The sequence below is a fragment of the uncultured Veillonella sp. genome, from assembly GCF_934190855.1.
GTDB lineage: Bacteria > Bacillota > Negativicutes > Veillonellales > Veillonellaceae > Veillonella.
This window is the reverse complement of record NZ_CAKPTN010000009.1, coordinates 1-22,191: the sequence shown is the minus strand read 5'-3', so window position 1 is coordinate 22,191 and position 22,191 is coordinate 1. Positions and strand designations below refer to the sequence as shown.

The following is a 22,191-nucleotide window of genomic DNA, read 5'->3' as shown; positions in this document are numbered from 1 at the left end:
ACTGTTATTAACCCTAAATTGGCTCGCGTTCAAGTTGAAGGTGGCGTGGTACAAGCTATCGGTATGGCACTATATGAAGATGTACGTTATTCCAATAATGGTCGCTTAGAGACTAATAACCTTATGACCTATAAAATTCCAACCCGTCAAGATATCGGTGAGTTACATGTAGACTTTGTAGAGTCTTATGAACCAACTGGCGGTTTCGGTGCTAAATCTATTGGTGAAGTTGTTATTAACACTGGTTGTCCAGCTATCCAACATGCTATTAAAAATGCAGTTGGTGCGGATGTTCGTACATTACCTATGACACCTGAGAAGGTATTTATGGCTATGGACGAGAAATATAAAGTATAGAGAGTTTTAATTTCTTGTTACTTTCTAAGGAGGCCTGGTTCTATGACATCACAAACATCCTATTGGAATCGATTGATTCAGCCGGGAATCGTTGCCCTTGTTGGGGCCGGCGGTAAAACGACTGTGCTTTCAAAACTAGTAGAATATGGACGGCTGAAAGGTCAGCCCATCGTAGTTACGACTACGACTCGACTCTATGAATCTCAGGTTGCTCATTATAAACCGATTTATACTCAAAATATTAATGAAGCAGACGAGTATTGTACTGATCGTGTGTTACATGGTTATTGTGGTGCGTGGTTCTCTGGAATTACGGGAACAAAAGTGGACTCCTTAGATTGTGATCTTATCGATGGTTTATCCAAGTTACATCCTAATTGGCAAATTGTGGTAGAAGCAGATGGGGCGAAGGAAAAATGGCTCAAGGCGCCTAAGACGAGTGAACCTGTTATTCCATCCCTTACAAAGACTACGATTGGTCTTGTTAACCTACAAATGCTAGGGGCCCCGCTTGATGAGGAGCATGTACATAATATCGAGCTCGTTCAAGATATCGTGAAACGCGATATGGGGGCCATTGTAACACCGCGTATGTTGGCTGATATTGTATTGCACAAGCAAGGTTTATTCCAATATAGTAAAGGGAAAAAAATTCTCTTCTGTACTGGTTATGAAACAGTACAACATCGCATTATTGATGATTTTATTGATCATATTGTTGATAGTGATATCGCTGCTATCATCTTAGCTGATGGATATAAAGCAAGCTGCGAAATCCGTCGCATCATTCAATGTCGGTAGGTACTCATGATTAATGTGAAAGCAAATTGTAATACCGCTTTCAGTACAATGAGAGACCCCATAGACCGTCGTCCTTTGCATATTGGCATTGTCCTCCTCGTAGGAGGACAAGCCAAGCGCATGGGATGTAATAAGCAGCTCTTGCCCTGGCGTGGCAAGACTGTTCTAGATGCGGTCTGTGGGGCTCTTCAATGTGGATGGGGTGGTCCGGTAGTACCTGCGATGTCATGTAAACTACCTTTTGTGGCGGTTACTGGTGATGATCATGAAAAACTAGAACCTATTGTCACATCCTATGGTTTTGAAGCGATTCGAAATGAGCATCCTGAGCTAGGACAAGGTGTGTCCATAGCGATGGGGGTGCGTCATTTAGTAGAAACATCGCCCATACCGTTAGATGGCATTCTTTGCTCAGTAGGGGATCAACCTCTTCTGACGAGTGCTGTCGTACATGAGGTCATTAGTGCATTTAGTGAAAACTTTCATTCGAAAACTATCGTCGTTCCCTATTATGGGGCGAACTATCAATCGGGAAATCCCGTTCTCTTTGGTTCTCATTGGTTTGAATGTTTACAACAGATCCAAGGGGATCAAGGTGGTAAGACCATCATTCGTGGTGATGGCAAGGATTATGTCTTGAAATTATGGATCCGTGACGATATTGGTGACGATATCGATACACCCGATGATTTTGAGCGTTTAAAAAATCGTGAAAGTGAGGCATTATGAAACCATTAGTGCTCATGCGTGGAGGCGGAGATATCGCTTCCGGCGCTGTATATAGATTGAAACGGGCAGGTTATCCCGTGGTGATTAGCGAAATTGCGATTCCTACTATGATTCGCCGAGAAGTATGTTACGGCAATGCCGTACATCGCGGTGAAATGGTTTTGGAACGCTTTGTAGCCCGTCATGTAGCCCTTAGTGAAGTGAAAGATACGTTGGCACAAGGGATAATTCCCGTCGTGACTAGTTCGTACGAAGAGTTGCTAAATACATTAAAACCAGCTATTGTAGTAGATGGTATTTTAAGTAAAAAGAATCTTGGTACAAAACGCGAGGATGCAGACCTTGTTATAGGTGTTGGCCCTGGCTTTACAGCGGGGCACGATGTAGATGTAGTCATCGAAACCATGCGTGGACATTCCTTAGGACGCTGTATCTATGATGGTCCAGCTCAACCGAATACAGGGATTCCTGGTAATGTAGGTGGCTATACTCATGAACGTGTTATACACTCGCCAAAGGCCGGTCTATTTACAGCAAAACGTCATATTGGTGATTCTGTACAAGCCAATGAAGTCATTGGTTATGTAGATGAAGAGCCAGTACGGGCAAAAATTACCGGTATTCTTAGAGGCATTCTAAAAAGTGGGCTTATTGTATCGGACCATTTTAAATTGGCCGATGTAGATGCTCGTTGTGAAGAGTCTCATTGTTATAGTATTTCAGATAAATCTCTTGCAGTTGGTGGCGGTGTATTAGAGGCTGTTACTGCTTGGGATTATGAAAGGAATCTAGATGGAAACGATCTATGATGTGATGAAAGACCGTCTACAGGTTACTGAAACAACCTTGATGGTTACTGTTTTATCTGGTCCTCGCCAAGGGGATAAGACTATTTATGCTGAAGATGGCAGCGTGCTTTATGGTACGGCTATTGAAGGCTTTACAGTAGATAAAGCAAAACTTAACTCTCTGTGTATGGTAGGCGAAATAGAATGTTTCGTACAACCTGTAGAAAATGATCCGTCCGTTCTCGTATTGGGCGCTGGTCATGTGAGCCGAGCGATTACTGATTTACTATTATTCATCGGCTGTCGTGTTACTGTTGTAGATGACCGTCCAGAATATGTAGTTCCTGAATTCTTTGACGAACGCGTTACTCGTAAATGCTTGCCGTTAGAAAACTTTAAAAATGAGCTACCTCTTGATGAGTATAATGGTTTTATCATTGTTACTCGTGCTCATGAGTATGATAATGTATGCTTAGAACAATTGCGCGATTACTTGCCAACCTATATGGGTGTTATGGGCAGTCAAAAGCGCATTCATTATGCATTTGAAGTGTTGCGTGAACAAGGTTGGACACAAGAAGAGTTAGATATGGTATATGCACCAATTGGTCTAGACTTAGGTGCACAAACTCCTGAGGAGATTGCATTATCTATCGTTAGTGAATATTTGGCAGTGGTGCGTGGTAAACAAGGCGGCTCATTGCGGAAAGGTAGAGTGAGCCATGAATCGTGAGTTTATTGAATATCTTAGTGAACGTAAAAATGAAACACTAGCCGTTGCTACAATTTTATATACCCGTGGATCTACACCTCGTAAAGCTGGTACGTCTATGGTTGTATTCCCAGATGGTTCTATCTTTGGTACTATCGGTGGTGGCCGTGCAGAAAATGAAATTCGTTTAAGTGCCGTTGATTCTTTGAATAAAAAAGAGGCGCACCGTCGCATTGACGTTTTACTTGATGATGATGTAGCCGTAAAAGAAGGTATGGTTTGTGGTGGTCAAATGGATGTGTGGATTGAAACACAAAACATTTAAGCATCTAAACTAGTTTCGTTAAAATGCATATATATAAAATATCTGTTTTATAGATTGATATATATTTATATGAAAAAATCTCATAGAGTATCTGTTTCTAAATTTACAGTACTCTCAAAATGAGTTAAAATATAAGGTACAGTCATAGATTTGACTGTACCTTATTATTTTGTATAAGGAGTTATTTTTATGCATGTTGACGCACTTATACATACCTTTAGGCCTCTAGATATCCTTGATATTCTGGTCGTTGCTGTGGGTATTTATTATTTATATAAGATGCTTAAAGATACACGAGCCGTTGCTCTTTTAAAAGGTATCGTGTTCTTAGCCATAATAAATATGATCAGTCATCTGTTCAATCTATATGTTATTAATTGGATTTTGCAACAAAGTATGACTGTACTTCTCTTTGCGTTACCAGTCGTGTTCCAACCTGAATTACGTCGTGCTCTTGAGCAACTCGGTCGGGGCCGTATTTTTAGTAAGGCTCAAAATGTAAACGAAGAAGAAATGGATATGGCCATCAATGAAGTGATGGCAGCAGCACGCGTTATGTCCCGTGAACATACGGGGGCACTCATCGTGTTTGAGCGCGAAGTAGGTCTCAATGACTTCGTAGATACAGGCATTTTAATGGATGCTGTATTGAGCCGTGAATTAATTAAAAATATCTTCGTACCGAGCACGCCGCTTCATGATGGGGCTCTTATCATTCGTGATGGTCGCATTCGTGCAGCTGGATGTTTGTTACCGCTTACTGAAGACCGTACGTTGAGTACTGAACTAGGTACGCGCCACCGTGCGGCTATCGGCTTATCTGAACAAACTGATGCGGTAGTTGTTGTTGTCAGTGAGGAAACAGGTACGATTTCTTATACTTATGGTGGTCATATTTATCGCCATTTACCAGAGGATCAAATTAAGGAAGCTTTACGCACCTTCATGGAACGCCCTCGTCAAACCATTACTAGTATGTGGAAATGGAGGGCAAATAAATGATGATCCATTTGAAACGAAATTGGCCGGCTAAGCTGTTATCCTTGCTAGCGGCTATCGTCATGTGGTTCTTTATCATGCGTGATCAGAACCCTGTGATGGAGGTAACCTATACTGTGCCTGTACAGGTTCAAAACCTCAACTCTGGCTATATCGTGGAGGATGCACCCGATACAGTACGTGTTGTACTGACTGGCCCTCGTGATACGATTATTTCTATGAAGTCAGATAATCTTCGTGCTTATATCGATGCATCTGGTGTGAAACCAGGGCAAAATAATGTAACTATTGGCTTTACACCTCCTGCAGGGATGAGTCTTGTGGAAGTGAAACCAGATAATATCACTATTAATGTTGACGAATATGCAGAGCGAAAGGTTCCCGTTGAAATTGTTCCGATTGGCAAGTTCTCTGACGATATTGCTTTGAAATCGGTAACGATTGTGCCAAAAGAGGTAACTGTTTCTGGTCGTAAACAACAAGTTAATGCTGTGAACAAGGTTGTTATGAAGGTCAATATTACTGGACAAACTAAGAATTTCAGTGCTGTTAGTACGTTAGAGGCTTGGGATGTATCTGGTAATGTATTAGATGTACATATCAATCCGAACCAAGGTCAAGCTCAATACGAGCTCAATTTATTACGTAAGGATAAAGCTGTTCCTATTACAGTGCCGACCGTTGGTACGGTAGCAGAGGGCTATGAAGTTAAAGCTACCTCAGCTACACCGACACAACTCACCGTTACAGGTCGTGAAGAGCTAATTGATACGATTACAGATATCCAAACGGAACCGGTTGATATATCTGGTGCTACTGAAAGCATCCAAGGCAACTATAATCTGGTCTTCCCGAGTGGTATCAATAGCACTACCTCAACAGTGCGTGTGAAAGTAGAAATCCAAAAGAAATCTACTTAATCACTTATGGACTGTGCCCTTATATAGAGATTACATAACATAGCATTCAATTAACATAGCTTTTAATTGATATAGCATTTAATTAAATAAATAGACTCTAAGAGCGTAATATGATTTTACTCTCTTAGAGTCTATTTTTATGATTTATATATTAGCTTTTATAGTAGTGTTGTATAATAAAGATGTATGACCATTTTCTTCTAGGTCAGTTGTTAGGAATTTAGGTCAAATAATAAAGATATAAGCTACCCTTGAAGGGGAGCCAAAATAGGAACGATATGATTAGAATAATAAACCTCCGCGTGGCTGTTACGGTCAAGTCGGATATAAAGGATATTGTAGAAAAGAAATATCCCCAATTGCGTGGCGCTATTGAAACAATTCACGTTGTACGACGTGCCGTAGACGCTCGTAAAAAACCAAATATTGTCTTTGTATATACCTTGTTTGTTGAGGTTCATAACGAAGCTCAAATTATGAAAAAAATGGGTAAACAAAAGGATGTATCTGTATTTACTGCAGAAGATCCGGAGCCTATCGTTTATGGCAATGTGCCGTTAGCTCATCGTCCTGTAGTTATGGGCTTTGGTCCAGCTGGTATGTTAGCCGCATTTTACCTTGCTCGTGAAGGCTATCGTCCTATCGTCTTTGAGCGTGGTCAAGATGTAGATACTCGTAGCGAAGACGTAGAAACATTCTGGAAAGAGGGCGTCTTTAAACCTGAGTCCAACGTTCAATTCGGCGAGGGCGGTGCAGGTACCTTTTCTGATGGTAAATTGACGACTCGTGTTACCCATCCTAGATTGCATGAAATCTCCAAATACTTTGTTGAATTTGGTGCGCCTGAGGAAATTTTATATAAACATAAACCTCACGTAGGTACTGATAAATTGCGTACCATGGTAAAAGCCATGCGTGAGCGCATTATTGAATGGGGCGGTGAAGTCCGCTTCGGTGCAAAGATTACCGATTTATTTATCGAAAATGACCGCGTCGTAGGTGTTGAAGTTAATAGTAGCGAGCGCATTGATACTACAGTTGTACTCTCTGGTGTAGGACATAGTGCACGTGATACATATGAAATGCTACATAAACGAAATGTAGAAATGACGGCAAAACCATTTGCTATCGGTGTTCGTATTGAACATGATCAAGCTGTAATCGATGAGTCCCAATATGGTGTGGAACCATCTAGCTTGGGCCTTGGTGCCGCAGAATACTCTCTTGTATATCACGATAAAGAAACTGGACGTACAGCCTATAGCTTCTGTATGTGCCCTGGTGGTCAAGTTGTAGCGTCTGCGTCTGAAAATGGTGGCGTTGTTGTAAATGGCATGAGTTTGTATGCTCGTGATAGCGGTGTTGCCAATAGTGCCATCGTAGTTAACGTAGGTCCCGATGACTTTGGTACGCATCCTCTGGATGGGGTAGCTTTCCAACGGGAATGGGAACGTAAGGCCTATGAATTAGGTGGTTCTAACTTCCATGCGCCAGCGCAAACAGTAGGTCAATTTTTAGGGCTTTCACAAGCACCTAGCGTACAAGATAGCACCTATAGTTATGAACCAGGCGTAGTGAACTGCGATTTGCACGATTGCTTGCCACCATTCGTTACATCCGTATTAGAACGCGCTTTGCCGTACTGGGGTCGACGAATTCGTGGATTCGATGATCCTGCCGTATGCATGACAGGTGTTGAAACTCGTACCTCTGCACCACTTCGCATGGGGCGCAACGAAGAGCGCGTTTCCCCAACGGTAGGTGGCTTCTACCCAATGGGTGAGGGTGCGGGCTATGCTGGTGGCATTATGAGCGCAGCCCTTGATGGGGCAGAAACAGCCATTTTATGTATGGCGAAATACGCAAAACCAAACTAGTTGGTAATATACTGTGAAGTGAACTACAGTATAGGTTCATATTGATATCGTACTATAGTCATATCTGTATAGTATCTATATGTGTGGTGTATATATTGTGATATAATACACAACAGTGAATATATGAGGACTTGTGATGTACACAAATCCCTAGAGGAGGATAATTATGGCTCGTTTATTTGGTACAGATGGTGTACGTGGTGTTGTTAATGAATTTTTAACACCTGAATTAGCCTATCATTTAGGTCGTGCAGCGGCTACGCATTTTGGTAAGGAAAAGGAACATCCTACGTTCTTGATCGGTCGCGATACGCGTATTTCTGGTTCTATGCTTGAAAGTGCATTAGCTGCAGGTATTTGCTCTGTAGGCGGTAATGTAGTTATTGCAGGCGTTGTGCCAACTCCAGCAGTAGCATACCTAGTACGTCAACAAGGTTTTGATGCAGGCGCAGTCATTTCTGCTTCCCACAATCCATACCCAGATAATGGCATTAAATTCTTTGACGGCAATGGTTACAAATTGCCAGATGAAGTAGAAGATCAATTGGAGGAATATGTTCGTCAAAGTGCAGATAATGAATTGCCACGTCCTACGGGTGATGGCATTGGCAAAATTGAGCACAATAGCAACTTGGCTCATTTCTATGCTCACTTTGTACGTCACACAATCGATACATCCTTGGAAGGGATGACCATCGTTTATGACGGTGCCAATGGTGCTGCTTCTAGCGTAGGTCCTGAAATTTTAGCTGGCCTTGGTGCTAAAGTTATCAACATTAACGTAAATCCAGATGGCTTGAACATCAACCATCATTGTGGTTCTACGCACATCGAAGGCTTGCAAGTAGCTGTACAACAACATAATGCAGATCTTGGTATCGCTAACGATGGCGATGCAGATCGTTGCTTATTGGTTGACGAAAAAGGACAAGTTCTCGATGGGGACCAAATCATGTTGTTATGCGCTCTTAAACTGAAAGAAGAGGGCAAACTCAAAGAGGATACTGTAGTTGGTACTGTTATGAGTAATATCGGCTTCCATAAAGCAGCTAAAGAACTAGGCATGAAAACCTTTGCTACTGCTGTTGGGGACCGTTATGTATTGGAATACATGCGTGAACACAACCTTTCCGTTGGCGGGGAGCAATCTGGTCACGTAATCTTCTTGGATCACAACACTACTGGTGACGGTATGTTGACAGCTGTTCAAGTGGCGGCTCTTATGAAAGAGAAAAACAAACCACTTTCTGAGTTAGCTGGCATTATGACAAAATATCCTCAAGTTCTTATCAACGTTCGTGTTGCTACAAAAACAGGTTGGGAAGACAACGACCTTATTAAAGCCGCTATCGTTACCGCAGAAGGTGAACTTGGTGTAGAAGGTCGCGTTCTAGTACGTGCATCTGGTACAGAACCACTCATTCGCGTAATGGCAGAAGGCCCTAACCAAGAAGAACTACAAGCACTATGCCAAGAAATCGCTGATATTATCGGTAGAGAACAAGGCCTCGCCGTTAATTAATATCTGCTCCGTTTGAATCCATTCTACAAATTTATATAGGCGTATGCCCACCAATATATGTCCCTTTGCTCCGTCCTACGTAAAGTCGCTGTAGGAACATATATTGGTGGGCATTTTCTTTATATGTGCTTTAGATGCTTGCCGAATGGATTCGTCACTAGTGAGCCGATATTTATGTGCCGAATCCTTATTACTGATGACAGAAATTTTAGTTACAGTGCTTATGAAGGGTGGGCTGGGGGAGTATCTGCATGATGTAGATGTGATAGGTGTTTTTGTAACTGTTGGATATGTATTTAATATATTTAGTTTCAAAATCAAGATACATAGTATAATATAAAAAGCGAATTACTTTATTAATGGGAGAACTATTATGGATAATAAAATTGATTTTTCAAGTTTCGAAGAAGAAATTAATATGTTCAAAAGTAATTTTTCTGGAGTAGATATTGATAGTAATCATTTGATATTTGTTTCTAGTATTGTTATACCGTATTTTGAACAATTAATTAAACTAGTCCGTCCAACTGACTTTACAGAATTACAGATGGAGCAGTTAAATAACATTGTAAAAAAAACTTCTGATTATATAAACCGATGTAATACTTTATTTATTTCAAATAAGAATAAAGATAACTTAAATTTTAACCTACTTATAGATATCGAGCTTTCTGACTTAGTAAGCCTATATAATAAATATAGAAGTGTTTTAGATGGTTTTTTGTCTTTGGCAATTGGTAATAGTGTTATTGCTAATCAAAATCGGCTTGATTGGGAATTAAATCAGATTAAAAATAATATTAGGGAGTATTCGACAAATACTAGTGAAGCGATTGAAAACTTGAAAATTTTAGCAGAAGACATCACAATCCCTAAATATGCAGAAGTATATTCTGATGCAGAGAAAGAATATGATAAAGTCGCAAAGTACTGGTTAATCACGGGTGGTTGTGTAGGGGTTCTTCTTATTGTAGTTATAATTTGGACATTAAAATGTATTCCTATTCCTACATATGCTCCAAGTGATAATCCTTTTGTTTTTATATTAGCTAATTTTTCATTACGGTTTACTTTAATAGGGGTGTTTTTGTATTTACTGTATTTTGTTGGTCATAAATATAATGTTGCAAAGCATAATGCAACTTTATATGGTTCTAAATCTGCCGCATTAAAATCGTTTCTAGCCTTTATTCAAACTACATCTGATAATGAAGTTAAGAATGCTATGCTTATTGCTATTACTGATTTTATTTTTAAAGGAAATAGTACAGGTTACTTGGAGAATGATAAGAGTGTAGGCGATCTGAATCCTAATAATGCAATGAAAATACTGAGTGATTTTATTCATAAGGCTAAATAATTTAATTTTATTTATTTTAACTGAAAGAGGCAACGCCAATGGCGTTGCCTCTTTCAGTTATCTAATTTTATTTATCAGCTACAACGAGTTTGTATCCATTCAAGTGAATGTTACTGTTTGTTGTGTCTTCGTTAGTTAAGGATTTTACATAGCTGTCACCAGTGAGTGTCCAGCTAGAGTCTTTACTGAGTTTTAGTGTAACTTCTTTAGCTGTGTTATCTGTGTTGATAGCACCAACGAGGCTAGAGCCGTTTGTCATGTCTAGTGCAACAGTACTGATGGAGTCAGCTACGATGTTACCGATTAGTTCTTGATTAGATGCGCGAAGCGTGAGGTGACCACCATTTTCACCATCTTTACCCCAGCGAGAGTCTGCTGCTGCTTTCACCAGTGTCGTAGTATTTGGCATTGAGATTGTATTGCCTACAAGGTCCGCTTCAGCAGTGGTGTTGTTTACATAGATGAATGCACCTGTGGAGTGAGTTGTGAGTGTGTTATTTTCTGCTTTAAGGCGTGCTATACCGCTTTCAGCATCACCGGAGAAGCTTTGGTAAAGCATGAAGCCATTGTCTTTGTAGCCGGTTACATTAGAGTTTGTAAGGGTAATGGAGTTCTTGCCTTCTACCACACCGATTTCGCTGTTATTAGCTACGCCGTTCACATTGTTAGCTGTAATATTACCTGTGGAGTAGATAACAGGGCTGCCAGAGCCAGAGGTTGTTAGTTTAGCTGCTTCTGCAGTAATCGTACCTTCGCCACGGTCAGTAGCAAGAGTAGCAGAGTGAGCACCTTCAGTAGTGATAGTTAGATTTTTACCATTTACTGTGCCTTTATACGTAGCATCTAGACCACGAGAGGAATCGCTTTTAGTGTGAATATTAGTGTTCTCTACGTTGATAACAGAGCCTTCACCGGTAGCGAAGACCGCATTGGAACCGTTAGAGTTAGATGTAATATTGCTGCCCTTAATGTTGATTTGACTGCCTTCGATTCCTAGAACTACCGCATTTTGACCTCGAAAATTACTGTTGTCATCACTTGTAGTATTGCCGGTTTTATCGAATACGCTGTTTTCGATATTTACGACTGCTTTATTTTTACCGATGAAAGCATTTTGATCAGCAGTTGTGCTTGTAATCAATTCATGGGCGATGGATGTATCCGCTGTTACCACAGACGTACCTATGAAAGTATTAGGATCCACCTCAGCTTGTGGCGCCATGCCATTAGGTGCTCCGTTAGGAGCCCCTGTTGGTGGTTGCCCCACAGGTGGTTTGCCATGTGGCGCACCGTTAGGTGGTGTGCTACCATGAGCAGATGGTACTGTCACATTTTGTTCTGTTGTAGTCACAACAGCTACGTTGGTATTCGGTTGTGTTTCCGCAGCTAAGGTAGGAATGATAGCCAATGTAGATAAGGCGGCGCCTAATACGGCAGGTAAAACCCAACGACGCAATTTTCTGTATTGTATGCTGTTTTTATGTGTTGTATGTTTCTTTTTAATAGTTGTTTTATTCATAATACGTATCTCCAAAATTTAATAAATAATTTTGAGAATATAGCAAAATCTAATTGTATAAAATATAGATTGATAGCAGTATAATTTCTTACAATGGAAATACCGTGAAGTATAGAAAAAATCTTTTTTTATTGCCTCTGAATTAGGTTCAGAGGTTTACATCTTATCGATATTTTTAGTATAATATAGCTCAGTACATAATTCATATTTGTACTAATTCTGCCGTATATCATAGAAAGGAGTTCCTTAATTCGTAAAGGCGAATAGCGCAAGTACCCGCGAAGGCAGTCGTTAGGGTAGACGAGGTGAAGAGTGATCGAATAATCAGCGGATGCTCTTCCGGCACATTCATGTCGTAACAGATATTAAAAATCCCATCGGTAACGGTGGGGACAAAGTATATCTGAATGAATTGTATTCAAATACTATTTGATACATAATTTGAACATTAACTTAGAACGTTAAGTTAGAATAGTAATTTGTTAGCCTTAGTTGTTGGCTGGGGCTAGAATGCCCCCAGTTATAGGAGGATATACTTATGTGCGGTATCGTAGGATACATTGGCTTTAATCAAGCATCTGATTTCTTATTGGACGGTATGGCGAAATTAGAATACCGTGGTTATGACTCTGCAGGTATTGCTGTTATCGGCCCTGAAAATGTTATTAAAATTCAGAAGAAGGTTGGCCGCCTTGCTAATCTTGAGGCGATTGTAAAAGCTGACCCTAATGAAGGGACTGTAGGTATTGGTCATACTCGTTGGGCTACTCATGGTCGTCCATCCGATATGAACGCCCATCCTCACTCCTCTGAAGATGGTAAATTTGCTGTTGTACACAACGGCATTATTGAAAACTACATGCCTTTAAAAGAAGAGCTTATCGAAAAAGGGTACCATTTCAAATCTGAAACTGATACTGAAGTAGTAGCTCACTTATTGGCAGATATGTACGATGGCGACTTCGTAGGTACTGTACGTCGCATGCTTGCTCGTGTTGATGGTGCGTATGCTCTTGAAATCATCTGTGCTGATGAGCCAGACAAAATCATTTGTACTAAAAAAGAAAACCCATTGGTTATCGGTCTTGGCAAAGGCGAAAACTTTGTTGCCTCCGATATTCCAGCTATCATTAACTACACACGTGATACATACATCTTGAGCGATGGCGAATTGGCAATCGTAACTCGTGATAATGTATCCGTATTTGACCGTGAAGGTAATGCTATCGATAAAGAAGTATTCCACGTAAGCTGGAATGCAGAGGCTGCTGAAAAAGGCGGTTATGAACACTTCATGTTGAAAGAAATTCATGACCAACCTAAAGCAGTTCGCGATACATTTGGTACACACATCTCCGAAGATGGTAAAACTGTACACTTTGAGGAATTGAACTGGACTGCTGACGATGTAGCAGCTTTCAACAAAATCCTCATCGTTGCATGTGGTACAGCATACCATGCAGGTCTTGTAACAAAACAATATATTGAAAACTTGGCGCGCATTCCTGTAAATGTGGAAATCGCATCTGAGTACCGTTACAGCAATCCATTGACTGATGACAAAACATTATGCATCGTTATCAGCCAATCTGGTGAAACATCCGATACATTGGCAGCTTTGAAAGAGGCTAAACGCCTTGGTGCTAAATCTTTGGCTATCACAAACGTTGTAGGTTCCAGTATCTCCCGTGAAGCAGACAACACTGTTTACACATGGGCAGGCCCTGAAATCTCTGTAGCGTCCACAAAAGCGTACACTACTCAATTGGTAGCAGGCTTGTTGTTCGCTGTATACCTTGGCCAATTGAACGGTAAAATGGATCCAACTGTAGGCGAAGAAATCCTTAGCGGTGTTCTCAGCTTGCCAACATTGATTCATGAAATCTTTGAAGTAGACGAAGATATGAAAGCCTTTGCTAAACATTATGGCTTCAAATCTGATGCATTCTTCTTGGGCCGTGCTATCGACTATGCAGTAGCTATGGAAGGTGCTTTGAAATTGAAAGAAATTTCTTACATCCATGCTGAAGCATATGCTGGTGGCGAGTTGAAACATGGTACGTTAGCTCTTATTGAAGAAGGTGTACCTGTTATCGCATTGGCTACACAAGAGGATGTGTATGATAAGATGATCAGCAACATCCGTGAAGTAAAAGCTCGTGAAGCTGTGGTAATCGGTATCGGTATGAAAGGTGACGAAGAATTAACTAAACACGTAGACCATACAATTTATGTGCCTCGTGCAAATAAATTCATCGCTCCAATCCTTGCAGTTGTACCATTGCAATTATTGGCGTACTACGCAGCGATTACTCGCGGCGCAGATGTAGATAAACCACGTAACTTGGCTAAATCTGTAACCGTAGAATAATATATATAACCAACAGTGCTTCGGCACTGTTGGTTTATTTCAATATAGGGAGACTATTATGGCAGTTATATTTTCCGGCATCCAACCAAGTGGTGAGTTAACACTTGGTAACTATTTGGGGGCTTTACGTAATTTCTTAGACTATCAAGATACTGACGAATGTTATTATTGTATCGTTAATCAACATGCGATTACTGTACCGCAAGATCCAAAAGAGTTATTCCAAAATACTCGTAATTTGGCGGCGTTGTACCTAGCGGTTGGCCTCGATCCTAAAAAGGTAACATTATTCGTACAATCCGAAGTGCCTGAGCATGTTAAACTTGGTTGGGTTATGCAATCTATTAGCTATGTTGGCGAATTAGAGCGTATGACTCAGTACAAGGATAAGTCTCAAAAGCAAGGTGACTCTATTCCTACAGCATTGCTTACGTACCCACCATTGATGGCGGCAGATATCTTGTTATATGGTACAAACTATGTTCCTGTAGGTGAGGACCAAAAACAACATCTTGAGTTGACTCGTAATTTGGCAGAGCGTTTTAACCGTAGATTCGGTGAAACTTTCGTAGTACCTGATATTAAGGTAGGCGAAGGCGGTGCTCGTGTTATGAGCTTACAAGAACCAACTAAGAAAATGAGTAAATCTGATGATAATCAAAATGCTACCATTCGCCTTTTGGATGCACCAGATTTGATTGTAAAAAAATTGAAACGCGCTCAAACTGACTCTGATAATGCAGTGCGTTATGATAAAGAAAATAAACCGGGCATTTCTAATTTGATGGGCATTTACCGTGCTATTACAAAAGATAGCTACGAAGCTATCGAAGAAATGTATGCAGGCAAAGGGTATGGCGTGTTCAAATCCGACATCGCTGACCTGTTAGTAGCAACCCTTGAGCCAATCCAACAACGTTATAATGAATTGATTACAAGCCCTGAACTCGATGTCATTCTCGATGAAGGTGCTGCTAAGGCTCATGCTAAAGCGAGTGTAATGTACCGCAAGGTAGAACAAGCTATGGGCTTGTGCCGTAAATAAAAACATATAGTAGACTTTCAATTTGTGAGGGAAACCATGACGAAACAAGAGGCGATGGAACGCTTTTCATCAGGTGCCGTACAACAGAGCTTAGAAATACATCGCGGAATCCAGTGGACCGGTCGCATCATCGGTCTTGTGGTATGTGCGTTAATTGTAAAATATATGCCTTCAGACTGGGTAGAACGCGTATGGTATTATCTGTTGTTGCTCGTCATATTGTGGACCCTTCATAGATTAGGTGAAAGTCAAGCTTTTATCTGTGAAAAGGGCCTCGTGTTAAAACGAAGGCCTTTTTCTGTGAAAGAATACTTTCACAGTCTCTTCAATGGCGATGAATATTTTGTCTTTGTTGATTACGATCATATCATCGGTTTTACTGAAGGGTGGCGTGAACTGCAAGCTATGAACGGTCATGGTGGTATTTATGTAATACCCCTTGATCTACATCAAGTGCCATATAAAGATAAAATGGCTATGATAGAGGCCATCCATAAGCATACGCAATCGTAAAACAATACATATATAGATATAAAGTATTAGTTTATCGACGCAATCATAAGAATGTAGAGGAATAATCTATATACATCTTATAGTTAAAATATAAAATTAAAAAATTCATCAAATTAACTATTTACAACTTTAACGAACTAAAGTATAATACAATCATCGGGTACAGAAAGTGAACTGTACGAATCATAAAAGTTTGTAGAGATTAGGCGATAAACGCCGTGGAGGATAGTTATGAATTGGAAAAAGATGATGGCCGTTGGCCTTGCAGCTGTGTCTATGATGGTATTTGTAACAGGTTGTGGGGGCGATGCTAAAAAAGCGAATACAGAGTTGCCTAAGAAAGTTGTTATTGGTTTAGATGATAGCTTCCCTCCAATGGGCTTTAAAGATGATAAAGGCGAAATCGTTGGCTTTGACATAGACTTGGCAAAAGAAGCAGCTAAACGTGCTGGCATGGACGTAGAATTCAAAGCTATCGACTGGTCCAGTAAAGAAGCTGAATTGAAATCTAAAAAAATTGACGCATTGTGGAATGGTTTAACTGTTTCTCCTGAACGTGAGAAAAACATTTTGTTCTCCAATGTGTATATGAAAGATAACCAATACATCATCGTTCGTAATGAAGATGAGTCCATCAAAGGCAAGGCTGATCTAGCTGGTAAAGTTGTAGGCGTACAACAAGCTAGTACTGGTGAAGCTGCATTACAAAAGGATGAAAGTGGTAAAACTGTTAAAGAAATAAAATCCTATGCTGATTTCGTAAGTGCTTTCATGGATCTTGGCATTGGCCGTGTGGACGCGGTTATTGCTGATGGCGTTATTGCTCGTTACTTGATGACTAAAGAACCTGGCAAATACAAAATCGTAGAAGGTACTGATTACGGTGTAGATAACTTTGCGATTGGCTTCCGTAAAGAAGATACTGCTTTACGCGACAAAATTAATGGTATCTTAGCTGAAATGAAAAAAGACGGCACTGCTGATAAAATTGCTGAAAAATGGTTAGGCTCCGGCGCAGACCTAGATAAGAGCGATGCTAAATAGTACGATTCGTGGTATACTAATAGTACTATGGTCAGTAGGTACAACTGATAATTAAAGAACGAAATGTACACTAGAGAAGAGGCCAGCAGCCTCTTCTCTAGTCGTGTTTTGAAGGAGTATTCCATGTTAGATTATTTATTGCAGATTATCCCAACCATTGCTGATGGTTTAAAGGTAACCGTATCCTTATTCTGTATTGTATGGATTTTATCTATCCCTGGCGGTATTTTAATGGCCATGTTGCGCCTATCTAAATTGCCTTTAGTAGATAAGCTAGTAGATGCTTTCGTGTACTTAATGCGTGGTACACCGTTAATGTTACAAATTTTATTCGTTTATTATGCATTACCAATTATTACAGACGGTGCCATTCAAATGGATGATGCGACGGCCGCAGTTCTTACCTTCGTATTAAACTACGCAGCTTATTTATGTGAAATTTTCCGTGGTGGTATTCAATCCATCTCTCGTGGTCAATATGAAGGGGCAAAGGTTCTGGGCTTTACGTACTCTCAAACAATGCGTAAAATCATTTTGCCACAAATGTTTAAGCGCGTTTTGCCACCGCTTGCGAACGAAACGATTAACTTGTTAAAAGATACATCTCTTGTGTATGTATTGGCAATGAACGATATCTTGCGTATTACTAAATCTATCGTTCAACGTGACTTTGATATTTCTGCCTTCCTAGTGGCAGCCGTATTCTACTTGATCTTTACCTTTGTTTTGACGAATATCTTCAACTACTTAGAAAGAAGATTTGCTGTATACGAAGATTAATCTAATTTTGTAGTAGTGAGTTGTAGTATAGTATTAGCCGTTTAGAGAGGTTGTAGCGTCTCTTGAAATTACGGCTATTTACTTAATACGACGATGTAAGAGGTACTTATGACATTTGTAAATATGGAGCGTATTGAAAAACGCTTTAACAATCAAACTGTATTGCGCGATGTGTCGCTCAAAATGAATAAAGGGGAAATCGTTTCTATCATCGGTCCTTCTGGCTCCGGTAAGTCTACGTTCTTGCGCTGCTTAGGTCAATTGGAGACCATTGACGGTGGTTCTATTGCAGTAGATGGTACCGTACTTGCTAGTACTGTAGATGGGGTTGTGAAATATGCATCACCTCAAACACAGCATGACTTATTGCTTCGTATGGGGATGGTATTCCAATCCTTCAACTTATTCCCGCATATGACTGTGCTCGACAATATTATGATTGCACCGCGCATGGTAAAAGGTATGAAAGATGAAGACATTCTACCCATTGCAGAGCAATTACTTAAGAAAGTAGGGCTTTGGGAAAAACGCGATATGTATCCATCACGTTTATCTGGTGGTCAACAGCAACGTGTGGCCATTGCTCGTGCACTAGCGATGAATCCTGAAATTATGCTCTTTGATGAACCGACTTCTGCTCTTGACCCTGAGCTTACAGGCGAAGTTCTTAAGACCATAAAACAATTAGCCGATGATCACATGACGATGATTATCGTAACCCATGAAATGAACTTTGCTCGTGAAGTATCCGACCGCGTTATCTTCATGGCTGATGGTGTTATCCAAGAAGAGGGAACACCAGAACAGATTTTTAATAATCCTCAGAACGATAGAACAAAAGCGTTCTTGGATAATATGTTATAGGAGGACCTATGAAGTTACGTTTGATTGCAGCAACGTTAGCTGTTATGGCTTTGGGGACTACCTCTATTCTGGCAGAGGGCTTAAAAGGTACGCCTGAAACACCTTTGGCAATTGTAGAGTCTCAAAAGGATTCTGCTTCTATTTTGCCAGACCAATATAAATCCTATGCTACTCAAATGAATACAGTTGTAAAGGATTATAAAAATGGTTATACCTTTACAATTCCTTGGCGTGTAGCTGATGGTGTTATGCTTGATATGGATGTGCGTACTGAAAGCGAGCATATTCAAGGCTATTCCTTTAACTTAGCTGGTCCAACTCAAGATGATGCTTATACAGTATCTTTCACAAAGCGCAATAATACACCGCAAGATGGGATATCTCAAAAGGAATGGAATACGACTTGGTATGGTGTGCCGATTAAGGGCATGTCTAGTGAGCAGTATTTGAGCATTTGGCGTCAACATAGCAATGTCTTTGAGAACAATGATATTGTAGGTGGTTTCTTTAGTAAGAAAGGTGCTACATCTGCTCGTTGGGATAAAACAACACCGAAATCGTATGCAGAAATGACCTCCACAGAGCCAGTTCAATCTGTGTTTGAAGCGGAATTTATCATGGATAAAGATCCGACGCATCGCTATAACTTGGCCAGCACCTATGCGCCAATTCATGCAGATTTTATGGAGGCGGGCTTGATGGAACATACGATTCCATCCTTTGAGCTTATCAATAAAAAGAACTCTAATGCCATTAAAGGGGTTAGAAAGTTCTTAACTGGAACGAATGACATTAGTGTGGCAGAAGGTATCAAGTTTACCTATCCAAAAGGATTCACTCGTCTTAATGAAAAAGGTAAGATTGCTTTTACTAAGCATAATATTCGCCTTGATATAGAGTCTTTTACAATTCCTGTACAAGCAGTTAGCACAGGCATGCCAACGATGATGGGTAAGCAAATGCTTGGCGACTATTACCTCAAACAACTTGTTGAGGTCAATAAGGCAAGCATTACTCGTTATGAAACGCATATCATTGACGGAAATGTAATGTTCTATCTTGCAGGACATATGAAAAATCCGAATACGTCTGATACATCTGCGGCGGCTCCAGTATCCTTTGGTGCTACTATTATCCTTGGTAATGAAGGCAATGTAGCAGTAGCACGTATGATTGGTCCATCAGGTGTTAGTTTAGCTACCCCTGAGCTCATTGATGTGCTAGATGGTTTTAAGCTGACTACGACTCTCAATACTAACCAATCTTCACAAGTTCTTTAATATACACATAATATTCTTTTATTTGTATAATTCTGTATAATTTGTGCTATAATGTAATAAATCCTTTTGGAAAAAGAGGAGTTTTCCTTAATAGTCTAGAATATATTAGTATAGGCTAAACGATCTTTGATCATATCCCCTTTGAGGGATTAGTAATAGGAGGGGTTATTATGGTTACCTACAAAACTATTGTCGTACCTACTGATGGTTCTGAAAATGCTAAACGTGCGTTAGAGCATGCTCTTGCAGTAGCAGACCGCAACCAAGCTGAATTGATCGTTGTTCACGTTGCGAATATCGTATCTGCTATTTCCAATTTCGACCAAACACCAATCTCTGGTGGCTACGTATCTGAGCAAATCGCTGAAGATATGGAAGAAACTGGTAAGGAAATTCTTAACGATGTAGTACAAGAAATTCCTACAGGCGTAAAAGTTAAAAGCGTATTCGAAGTTGGCTCCCCAGGACCTGCATTGCTTGCAGTAGCTAAAAAATACAATGCTGATCTCATTGTAATGGGTAGCCGTGGCCTTGGTCCTTTGAAAGGCTTATTCATGGGTAGCGTAAGTAGCTATGTTACTAGCCACTCCACTTGCCCTGTACTAATCATTAAATAATTCATATCCTGTTTTGATATGATACAAAAAGAGACTTTGTTTTACAAAGTCTCTTTTTTAATATCATAAAAATGATATAATGTTTATATATATGCTCTATATGGAGCAATCTAATTTAAGTAATATCGATTAGTTATACATAAGAAATACAGATTATAAGCATGGATATGAATGAAATTAAGGGGGACTATATGAGCGACAAACAAGAATCATTGCTAAAGCTAGCAGAGCTGTTTAAAATCTTGGGTGACCCTACGCGCCTTAAAATAGTAGAATTATTACTGGAAAACGAAATGTGTGTGAATCACATCGCCGAAACTATGGGAATGGGACAATCTGCTATTTCTCACCAATTGCGTGTATTACGCCAAGCTCGCCTTGTGACCTATCGTAAGGATGGAAAAACAGCATATTATTCTTTAAATGATGATCACGTTGAATGCCTAGTAAGAATGGGTATGGAACACGTAGCACATCAATAAGTAAAAATAATTATATGAAATGTAATAAAAGGAGCCCTTTTCAAGGGCTCCTTTTTGTATAGGTATACTAGTATCAATATAATGGGAAAAGATAATAGGCGATTGTAATGAATAGTGGCATGGTTATAGCCGATAGTATGGTAGTACCCATTACGATTTGTGTAGCATATTCTGGATTGTTCTTCATTTCAATGGCAATGAGTGACATATTAATAGCTGTTGGTACGCTATAGGTAATAATGATGGTTTGTGCAGCTATTGGATTCATTGGACCATAAAACTTGATAAATAGTACTGTGATAATAGCTGCTATAATGGGACTTACGACTAGTCGCAATGTCGTTGCAAGCATAACATCAAGTTTAAAGAAGTTTAGTGGCGTTCTGTTAATCTGTACACCTAAGGCAATCATAGCAACACCAACAAAGGCATTGGCAAAAATGTTAAGAGGGGCAAAGAAGAAGAGTCCGTGTAAATCGAAGGGCAATAACTGGCAGAGTAGAGCCATTGGAATAGCATATACCATCGGCATGTGGAATACTACTTTTAGTGCATCTCGTGGGCTTAGTCGGCCAGCCCCTGCTTGGTAGAAACCGTACGTATTACTACTGATGGTCTGGATAATCATGATGGATACGACGCTTACAAGTCCTAAGTTAGCATAGGGCGTGGCTCCATCAATAACATAGGGAACATTAGTAAAGACAAAGATGGCAAGGGCAACGCCCATATTACCTACGTTGTTAAACATAACACAGTTTTTTAAGGTCGCGATCTTGGCTACGTCATACCCCTGTATTTTACCTACTACATCCGCAAGTATAGAGTTTAATATGAGTACACATAATGCAACAAATACAATTTCTAACGTACCTGAGTTAAGTTTTGCTTCATACATAGCTCTGAATATAAAGGTAGGTAGCAATATGTAGAAGTTCAGCTTACTCAGCGTATACAGATCGAGTTTAAATTTTCTATCTAATATAAATCCCACACCTATAAGGACTAATATAGGAATCATAGAATTCATAAAGATATGGCCTATTAATACGAATAGATTCATCATCTCACCTAGAGTTTCTTATTAATATAGGGCATAGTTTTAATGCATCCTAAAACTGTATAGAGTAAATATACAGTTATTATTATATAAATGATTAATGGATAAGTTTTCAAACTTTCTTTAGTGTTTTCTTATCCTCTATAGTAATATCATACCATAGTATGTATTATTTGACGTTTAAAAATTTATCTATTATGATTACTAATCATAATCATCAGAAATA

The 22,191-nt window shown here is 39.9% G+C and carries 22 protein-coding genes; 20 read left to right on the top strand and 2 right to left on the bottom strand.

The genetic code is table 11. The features are described 5' to 3' along the window. From Q0F90_RS01310 to Q0F90_RS01260, 11 genes are all read left to right on the top strand, one after another. A partial coding sequence (locus tag Q0F90_RS01310; protein WP_296002495.1) for a molybdopterin cofactor-binding domain-containing protein occupies window positions 1-357 on the top strand: 357 nt, incomplete at its 5' end. 42 nt (window positions 358-399) lie between these two features. Then, window positions 400-1,158 carry a selenium cofactor biosynthesis protein YqeC gene (yqeC, locus tag Q0F90_RS01305; RefSeq protein WP_296002491.1) on the top strand — a complete coding sequence of 253 codons (759 nt, stop codon included), beginning with the start codon at window positions 400-402 and terminating at the stop codon, window positions 1,156-1,158. A gap of 6 nt (window positions 1,159-1,164) precedes the next feature. Further along, a complete protein-coding gene (locus tag Q0F90_RS01300) occupies window positions 1,165-1,887 on the top strand; it encodes a nucleotidyltransferase family protein (RefSeq protein WP_296002488.1) in 723 nt (240 codons plus the stop codon). After that, complete coding sequence (yqeB, locus tag Q0F90_RS01295) at window positions 1,884-2,696, top strand: selenium-dependent molybdenum cofactor biosynthesis protein YqeB (RefSeq protein WP_296002483.1); 813 nt, start codon at window positions 1,884-1,886, stop codon at window positions 2,694-2,696. The genes Q0F90_RS01300 and yqeB overlap by 4 nt, the downstream gene beginning before the upstream one ends. Beyond that, on the top strand, window positions 2,680-3,408 hold the full coding sequence (locus Q0F90_RS01290; protein ID WP_296002479.1) for an XdhC family protein: 729 nt from the start codon (window positions 2,680-2,682) through the stop codon (window positions 3,406-3,408). The genes yqeB and Q0F90_RS01290 overlap by 17 nt, the downstream gene beginning before the upstream one ends. Next, entirely contained in the window at window positions 3,398-3,712 is a 315-nt protein-coding gene (locus Q0F90_RS01285) for an XdhC family protein (protein WP_012863865.1), read from the top strand. Before Q0F90_RS01290 ends, Q0F90_RS01285 begins: the two co-directional genes overlap by 11 nt. Before the next feature lie 189 nt (window positions 3,713-3,901). Beyond that, window positions 3,902-4,714, top strand: coding sequence for a diadenylate cyclase CdaA (cdaA, locus tag Q0F90_RS01280; protein WP_296002475.1), 813 nt, complete (start codon window positions 3,902-3,904; stop codon window positions 4,712-4,714). Continuing rightward, window positions 4,711-5,631, top strand: a complete 921-nt coding sequence (locus tag Q0F90_RS01275; protein WP_296002472.1) for a YbbR-like domain-containing protein — start codon at window positions 4,711-4,713, stop codon at window positions 5,629-5,631. Before cdaA ends, Q0F90_RS01275 begins: the two co-directional genes overlap by 4 nt. Before the next feature lie 278 nt (window positions 5,632-5,909). Continuing rightward, window positions 5,910-7,508, top strand: a complete 1,599-nt coding sequence (locus Q0F90_RS01270) for an NAD(P)/FAD-dependent oxidoreductase (RefSeq protein WP_296002468.1) — start codon at window positions 5,910-5,912, stop codon at window positions 7,506-7,508. 166 nt (window positions 7,509-7,674) lie between these two features. Then, window positions 7,675-9,030 (top strand): phosphoglucosamine mutase, encoded by a 1,356-nt coding sequence (gene glmM / locus Q0F90_RS01265; RefSeq protein ID WP_296002466.1) that lies wholly within the window; start codon window positions 7,675-7,677, stop codon window positions 9,028-9,030. A 373-nt stretch (window positions 9,031-9,403) separates the two neighbouring features. Beyond that, entirely contained in the window at window positions 9,404-10,390 is a 987-nt protein-coding gene (locus Q0F90_RS01260) for a hypothetical protein (RefSeq protein WP_296002463.1), read from the top strand. A gap of 67 nt (window positions 10,391-10,457) precedes the next feature. Here the strand turns inward: Q0F90_RS01260 and Q0F90_RS01255 are convergent, their stop codons facing one another. Continuing rightward, window positions 10,458-11,909 (bottom strand): hypothetical protein, encoded by a 1,452-nt coding sequence (locus Q0F90_RS01255; protein ID WP_296002460.1) that lies wholly within the window; start codon window positions 11,907-11,909, stop codon window positions 10,458-10,460. A 538-nt stretch (window positions 11,910-12,447) separates the two neighbouring features. On the opposite strand from Q0F90_RS01255, the gene glmS reads away from it, so the two are divergent. The 9 genes from glmS (at window position 12,448) to Q0F90_RS01210 (ending at window position 20,905) form a co-directional block, all read left to right on the top strand. Further along, window positions 12,448-14,280, top strand: coding sequence for a glutamine--fructose-6-phosphate transaminase (isomerizing) (gene glmS, locus Q0F90_RS01250; protein WP_296002457.1), 1,833 nt, complete (start codon window positions 12,448-12,450; stop codon window positions 14,278-14,280). Between the two features lie 58 nt (window positions 14,281-14,338). After that, entirely contained in the window at window positions 14,339-15,325 is a 987-nt protein-coding gene (gene trpS, locus Q0F90_RS01245) for a tryptophan--tRNA ligase (protein WP_227065540.1), read from the top strand. Between the two features lie 36 nt (window positions 15,326-15,361). Beyond that, entirely contained in the window at window positions 15,362-15,838 is a 477-nt protein-coding gene (locus tag Q0F90_RS01240; protein ID WP_296002452.1) for a hypothetical protein, read from the top strand. 231 nt (window positions 15,839-16,069) lie between these two features. Further along, window positions 16,070-16,882, top strand: a complete 813-nt coding sequence (locus Q0F90_RS01235) for an amino acid ABC transporter substrate-binding protein (RefSeq protein WP_296002450.1) — start codon at window positions 16,070-16,072, stop codon at window positions 16,880-16,882. Window positions 16,883-17,005: 123 nt separating this feature from the next. After that, the gene (locus Q0F90_RS01230) at window positions 17,006-17,662 is read left to right on the top strand and encodes an amino acid ABC transporter permease (protein WP_296002447.1); all 657 of its coding nucleotides are present in this window, start codon (window positions 17,006-17,008) and stop codon (window positions 17,660-17,662) included. A 108-nt stretch (window positions 17,663-17,770) separates the two neighbouring features. Next, window positions 17,771-18,526 (top strand): amino acid ABC transporter ATP-binding protein, encoded by a 756-nt coding sequence (locus tag Q0F90_RS01225; RefSeq protein ID WP_296002444.1) that lies wholly within the window; start codon window positions 17,771-17,773, stop codon window positions 18,524-18,526. Window positions 18,527-18,534: 8 nt separating this feature from the next. Further along, on the top strand, window positions 18,535-19,806 hold the full coding sequence (locus Q0F90_RS01220) for a hypothetical protein (protein ID WP_296002442.1): 1,272 nt from the start codon (window positions 18,535-18,537) through the stop codon (window positions 19,804-19,806). 170 nt (window positions 19,807-19,976) lie between these two features. Continuing rightward, entirely contained in the window at window positions 19,977-20,423 is a 447-nt protein-coding gene (locus tag Q0F90_RS01215; RefSeq protein WP_296002440.1) for a universal stress protein, read from the top strand. Between the two features lie 191 nt (window positions 20,424-20,614). Then, window positions 20,615-20,905, top strand: coding sequence for a metalloregulator ArsR/SmtB family transcription factor (locus Q0F90_RS01210; RefSeq protein ID WP_054748046.1), 291 nt, complete (start codon window positions 20,615-20,617; stop codon window positions 20,903-20,905). A 73-nt stretch (window positions 20,906-20,978) separates the two neighbouring features. Here the strand turns inward: Q0F90_RS01210 and Q0F90_RS01205 are convergent, their stop codons facing one another. After that, a complete protein-coding gene (locus tag Q0F90_RS01205) occupies window positions 20,979-21,968 on the bottom strand; it encodes an AEC family transporter (protein WP_296002436.1) in 990 nt (329 codons plus the stop codon). Window positions 21,969-22,191: the final 223 nt, after the last annotated feature.